General features: G+C 69.8%; 4 protein-coding genes. 1 reads left to right on the forward strand and 3 read right to left on the reverse strand.

Annotation, left to right across the window (positions count from 1 at the left end; all coding sequences use genetic code 11):
• The first annotated feature begins 174 nt into the window (after positions 1–174).
• Positions 175–1,620 carry a polysaccharide deacetylase family protein gene (locus tag NLI01S_RS06655; protein ID WP_067600867.1) on the forward strand — a complete coding sequence of 482 codons (1,446 nt, stop codon included), beginning with the start codon at positions 175–177 and terminating at the stop codon, positions 1,618–1,620.
• A 19-nt stretch (positions 1,621–1,639) separates the two neighbouring features.
• On the opposite strand, the gene NLI01S_RS06660 is transcribed toward NLI01S_RS06655, so the two are convergent.
• The 3 genes from NLI01S_RS06660 to NLI01S_RS06670 form a co-directional block, all read right to left on the reverse strand.
• A complete protein-coding gene (locus NLI01S_RS06660; RefSeq protein ID WP_067600870.1) occupies positions 1,640–2,815 on the reverse strand; it encodes a quinone-dependent dihydroorotate dehydrogenase in 1,176 nt (391 codons plus the stop codon).
• On the reverse strand, positions 2,812–3,735 hold the full coding sequence (locus tag NLI01S_RS06665) for a proteasome assembly chaperone family protein (protein WP_067600844.1): 924 nt from the start codon (positions 3,733–3,735) through the stop codon (positions 2,812–2,814). Before NLI01S_RS06665 ends, NLI01S_RS06660 begins: the two co-directional genes overlap by 4 nt.
• Positions 3,736–3,939: 204 nt before the next feature.
• A complete protein-coding gene (locus tag NLI01S_RS06670; RefSeq protein ID WP_067600847.1) occupies positions 3,940–5,706 on the reverse strand; it encodes an ABC-ATPase domain-containing protein in 1,767 nt (588 codons plus the stop codon).
• Between the last annotated feature and the right edge of the window lie 340 nt (positions 5,707–6,046).

Here is a 6,046-nt window from a genome sequence, read left to right on the forward strand (position 1 = left end):
CGTCTAACCTCACGGTTGAAGCAGGGGTTCTGCGCCGCTAAGAATTGATCAGGTACGAGAGCATCCGCTTTCAGGGAAAGGGAACCGGGTTTGTCGTCGAGCGAGAACGCACCGGGACACACCACCGCCCGACGTCGTGGGAGCGGTGGGGGACGGATCTGGCCCGGATCCCTGATGGTCGCCCTGGCCCTCCCTCTCACCGCGTGTGCGCAGGACACGGTGGGCGGCGACGACCCCGAGTCGATCGGACTCCTGTCCGCGGAAACCGGTGACGGTCTCCGGGAACGGACGACCGGCGCGGAGGGATACGAGGACCACCACTACGTCCCGGAGACCGAGGTCGCGATCTCCGTCTCCCTTCCCGAGTTCGCGAACGCCGAGCCCTTCACCGAGACCCTCGCAGCCCGAGCCGACGACGAGGTCCAGGACTTTCGCGCGGGAACCCGCGACCCGGTGAGCCTGGACATCGACTGGGAGCTGGTGGCCGCCGCCGACGGAGTGCTCGGTGTGCGACTCCTGCGCACCGAGGAGGACATGCACGGCCTACGCGAGGGCTATGCCACCTACTGGTACGACGGGTCCTCCCGGCACACCGCCTACTCCACCGAGCTGCTCGCCGGGCAGGAGGAGCTGGACACGCTCAACGACATCGTCCGCGAAGGCCTCTCCGAGGACATTGAGGTCGACCCCGACTCCCTCTTCCCGATCCTTCGCACCTACGACTCCATCGGTTTCAACGGCGACGGCGACCTGGTGGTGGAGTTCGATGACGGGCACCTGTCACCCGTGGAGGAGGGGCACGTGCCCTCCGCCGAGTTCGGCCGCAAGGCCGTGGTGGTCGACCACGAGACCGCCGCGCCGCTCCTGTCCGACCTGGGCGAGCGGGCCAGGGAGGCCTCCCTGGTGGAGGAGGCCGATCCGAGGCTGCCCACCGCCGAGGACCACGACGCGCAGGACCCGCCGCCCGGGGTGTTCGTCCCCCACGTCCCGGACGTGAACTGCCACGACGGAGAAACGCGTTGTGTGGCGCTGACCTTCGACGACGGCCCGGTGGAGGCCACACCGCACCTGCTGGACATCCTGGCCGAGGAAGGGGTCACCGCGTCGTTCTTCCTGAACGGAGGGCCCACCCTCACCCGGCCGGGGGTCCTGCGTCGCGCCTACGCCGAGGGGCACGAGATCGCGAGCCACGGCGACGTGCACGACCCGATGAACCGGATGGAAGCCGAGGAACTGCCCGGCCAGGTCGCGGCGGTGGGAGCGATGATCCGCAGGCAGACCGGACACACGGTGGAGCTGTTTCGGCCACCGTTCGGCGCCACCGACGAGGACGTACACGGGGCCATCGCCGAGCAGGATCTGGTGGAGACCATGTGGACGGTGGACAGCCGGGATTGGGAGAACCTGAAGCGCGACGAGATCGTGGAGAACGTGATCGGCCGGGTCGAGCCGGGTGCGGTGGTACTGATGCACGACCCGCTGCCCGAGACACTGGCGGCCGTCCCCGAAATCATCGAACGCCTGCGGGGACTGGACTACGTGTTCGTCACCCCGACCCAGGCGATGGGCCACCCCGACCCCGGTTATAGCTTCCCCGAGGACTGGGACGGCGACTGGTGACCGGTCGCCGTCCCGAACGTCAGCCTGCCTCGGTGGTCTGCGGGACCGCCTTCAGGGCGGGGGCCGGGGCGTCCACACCCACGGCCTCCTGGATCGACCGGTAGCCGGCGGCGCGTACCAGGCGGGCCAGCCCACGATGGATGCGGCGCGGCCACAGCGCACCGCCGTAGATCAGACCGGTGTAGCCCTGCACCAGGGTCGCCCCGGCGCGGATGCGCGCCCAGGCGTCCTCGGGGGTCTCGATACCGCCGACGGCCACCAGGGTGACGCGGTCACCGACCTTGGCTCGCAGCCGGCGCAGCACCTCCAGGGAACGCGCCTTGAGCGGGGCGCCGGACAGACCACCGGCGCCGGTCTCCGCCACCCGCTCCTCCGGGGCGTCCAACCCCTCCCGGGAGATGGTGGTGTTGGTGGCGATGATCCCGTCCAGGCCCTCGGCCAGGGCCAGGTCGGCGACGGCGTCGACGTCCTCGTCCGCCAGGTCGGGGGCGATCTTGACCAGCAGCGGCAGCGTGGGGCGGCCGGCCTCGACCAACGCCCCGCGGACCGCGGCCACCAGGGGACGCAGTCGTTCCACGCCTTGGAGGTCGCGCAGGCCGGGGGTGTTGGGCGAGCTGACGTTGACGACCATGTAGTCGGCGTAGCGGGCCAGTCGCAGGGCGCTGAGCGCGTAGTCGGCGGGAGCCTCGGCCTCCGGGGTGACCTTGGTCTTGCCGATGTTGACCCCGAGCAGGGGACGTTCCCGACCTGCTCGGCCGGCCTGGCGCTCCAGACGGACCTGCTCGTGGTGCAGCCGCTCGGCGACCAGGGCCGAACCCTCGTTGTTGAAGCCCATCCGGTTCACGATGGCGCGATCCTCGACCAGGCGGAACAGGCGGGGCCGTGGGTTGCCGGGCTGCGGGTGGGCGGTGACGGTGCCCACCTCCACGTAGCCGAAGCCGAGCGCGGCCAGGCCGCGTGGACTCTCCGCGTTCTTGTCGAACCCGGCGGCCATGCCCAGGGGGCCGGGGAAGTCCCGGCCCAGGGCGTGCACGGTCAGCTCGGGCTCACGAGGCCCCAGGACCCGGGTCATGGTCTCGGCCACGCCGGGGATCGCGGTGACTCCGCGTAGTGCGGCGAAGCTCAGCTTGTGGGCCTTCTCGGCGTCCATGTGCCGAAGGACCGAGCTGAAGAGGATCTGGTAGAACACGGCTATCCGTTTCCGTCGCCCTCGCGCTCTGCGAGGAAGCGTTCGAGTTCCGCGCCGAGTTCGTCGGCGGTGGGCAGGCCTACTTCGTCCTCGCCCAGCGGGGAGCCCGGGGTATCGCCCTCGGAGTGCGAGGACATGATGTCGTCGTACTGGCGTTCCAGGTTGGTGACCACGCGCTGGATCTCCTCGGAGGCCGCTACCTGCTCGGCGATCTCCACGTCGGTGGTGGCCGCCGTCTCCTCCATCTCGGTGGTGGACACGGCCAGGCCGGTGGCCCCGGTGACGTAGCCCAGGGCCGCGATGGCCGCGCGCGGGTACTGGGACTGGGACAGGTAACTGGGTACGTGGACGGCGTAGCCGATGAAGTCGTGACCGCTCTCGCCCAGGCGGAACTCCAGCAGCGACACGGCGCTGCCGGGCACCTCGACCCGACCGATCCAGGGTGTGTGACCGGCGACCAGTTCGGGGCGCGTGGAGTGCGGGGTGACCGTCACCGGCCGGGTGTGCGGCACCGCCATGGGGATCCCATGGGCGCTGACGGACAGCGAGACGGCGAAGCGGTCGACCAGCTGCTGGACGGCGGCGACGAACAGCTCCCACTCACGATCCGGCTCGGGTCCGTGCAGGACGAGGAAGGGCGCGCCCTCGTCGTCGTACATCCGGTACAGGGCCAGTTTGGGCGCCGTGTAGTCGATCCAGGTGTTCTCACGGAACGTCATCGATGGTCGACGGTCGCGGTAGTCCACGAGCCGGTCGCTGTCGAAGGTCGCGATCTCCTCGGCGGAGAACCGTTCGAAGAGCAACTCGGCCATCTGTCGTCCCGCGTGTCCGGCGTCGACGAAGCCGTCCAGGCAGACCAGCATCGCCTGCCCGGCTACATCGTCGAAACCGGGGTGGAGTTGGTACAGATCTGCGGGGTCACGCACCGGATTCTCGTCTCCAAAGGGGTCGGGATCGCAGGATGGCCTCACACCGACATCGACCCGAGATATTCCGTTTCGATGTCCTTCGGGGTTGCCGCACCCTGCGTTTCCACAATACCGACCCGCCCCGACCAACGACCGACCTCGACCCCCCGCAGGTGACCACGGCCACACCGCGGCCACCTAGCGGGCGGTTTCGGTGCGAACTCAGCGTTGTTCGGCCACACGCATGCTTCGCAACCGGTTGAGGACGGCGGCGATCTCCTGCCTGCGCGGCAGCGCGTAGTCCCCGCCGAAGTCCTCGCCGAGCAGGGTCACGCCCCGCTCGGCCAGCCCCTCCTCCAGGGAGTCCAGGGCCTGGGCCAGGGTCCTCTCACCATCCAGGTGGCCACCGGCCACCAGGGCGCGCAACGCCAGCCCCGCCCCGGTGATCTGCCCGGCGTCGACGAACTGCTCCACCGCGCGCACGTCGATGTCGCTCTCGCCGAACACCAGCACGTCCATGTCTCGTCGCTTGAGCTTGGATCGGCCCCGGTCGGTGCGGTCGTCCACCGACGCGCGATCGACGACCCGGGCACGTGGCAGCGCGAACTCCGCGTCGGTACGGTCCCGGGCCAGAGCGCGTGCGCGTTCGGTGACGTCGTGCGGGTGGTAGGCGTCCAACATGATGACGTGGTCGGCCACGTCGAAGTAGTCGCCACTGCCGCCCATGACCAGCACGGTCGAGACGCCGTGCTCGCGGCGCAGCGGGCGCACCAGGTCCACGAAGGGCACCAGGGGTTCGCGGTCTCCGTGCACCAGGGACTGCATGCGTTCGTCGCGGATCATCAGGTTGGTGGCGGTGGAGTCCTCGTCCACCAGCAGGGTGCGCGCACCGATCTCCACCGCCTCGCAGATGTTGGCCGCCTGCGAGGTGGATCCGGAGGCGTTCTCGGTGCGGAAGTCGCGGGTGTCCGCCCCGGTGGGCAGGTTGCGCACGAACGGGCTGACGTCCACGCGCTCCACTCGGCGGCCCTCCTCGGCGCGGATCTTCACCGCGTCGTCCCTGGTCACCACCAGTTCCCGGCCGTCCTCGGGTACGTGGTCGTACACCCCGCGTTCCAAGGCGTGCAGCAGGGTCGACTTGCCGTGGAATCCACCGCCCACGATCAGCGTGATGCCCTCGGGCACCCCCATCCCGGTCACCGTGCCCCGGTGTGGCAGGTCCACGCTCACCCGTAGGGAATCCGGGGAGGTGAAGGGCACCACTCCCTCACCGCGCATGGGTTCGTCGCTGATTCCGCTGATACGGGGCAGGATCGCTCCGTCGGCGACGAACGCCACCAAACCGCGCTCGGCCAGGGAGTCGCGCAGCGCGACGGTGTCGGCCACGCTGTCGGCGAAGGCCCGGGCGGCGTCCTGGTCGATCTCCTCCCAGTCCAGGTCGTCGACCAGGTCGGGGACGGTGCGGCACAGCTCGCGTTCGGCGGTACGGCCGTCGATGCGCCGCCCGTGCCCGGGCAGGTCCAGGCCGATCCGTAGGTCCAGTGAGCCGTCCGCGCCCACCTGGCAGGACGAACGCGCGATGACCTCCTGGCCACCGGTGTCGACCCGCAGCAGCGACCCCTTGAGTCGGCGGCGGGCCAACCGGCCGAGGAAGTCCGCGGTGGCCCGGCGGCGCACCGGATCGGTGTAGGCGCTGCTCGGGATCCCGGCGTCGGGACGAAGGATGCGCACCCGCGAGGGTGGGGCGAACGGGTCGGCTTGGACCCGCTGCACGGTCAGGGTGAAGTCGCCGAAGTCCCAGTCGCCCTTGAGGGACTTGTAGCGCCCGTAGGAGGCGCCGTCCATCTTCAGCAGTTCCTGGGACAGACGGGCGTCGTCGCGCACGCCGCGGATGGGTTCGGGTTCGGGCCTGCGGCCACCGCTCCCGCGGCCGCCCCCACGGCCTCCGCCACCTCCACCGCGGTGACCGTTCCCCTGACGTCCCGACATCGTTTCCCCCAGTTCGGTGTACTGCGCTGCCCCGCCAGGTTAGGACTTTCCCGAAGTTCTCGCTCCGAGCCTGTGGACAACGTTGCCGTGTCGCGGACCGGGCGACTACTTTGCCTAGAGGCCCTTCCAGACAAGGAGTTCCGCAGTGAACACGGTCCTGTTCGCCCCGGAGACCTTCAATCTCCGGAGCCACTACCGCCGGGGCTCCCCCACTACAGGTACTGGCAGCACCGCCCTGGCCGGCAGTGGTCGCCCCTCCCGTTCACACTTGCGCCAAACCAAGCCCCGCCCCTCCACCAGGCCCGGAACCGTGTTGATCTTGCTACCAGAAGCGAAGCAA

This window comes from Nocardiopsis listeri NBRC 13360 (assembly GCF_001570765.1).
Lineage (GTDB): Bacteria > Actinomycetota > Actinomycetes > Streptosporangiales > Streptosporangiaceae > Nocardiopsis > Nocardiopsis listeri.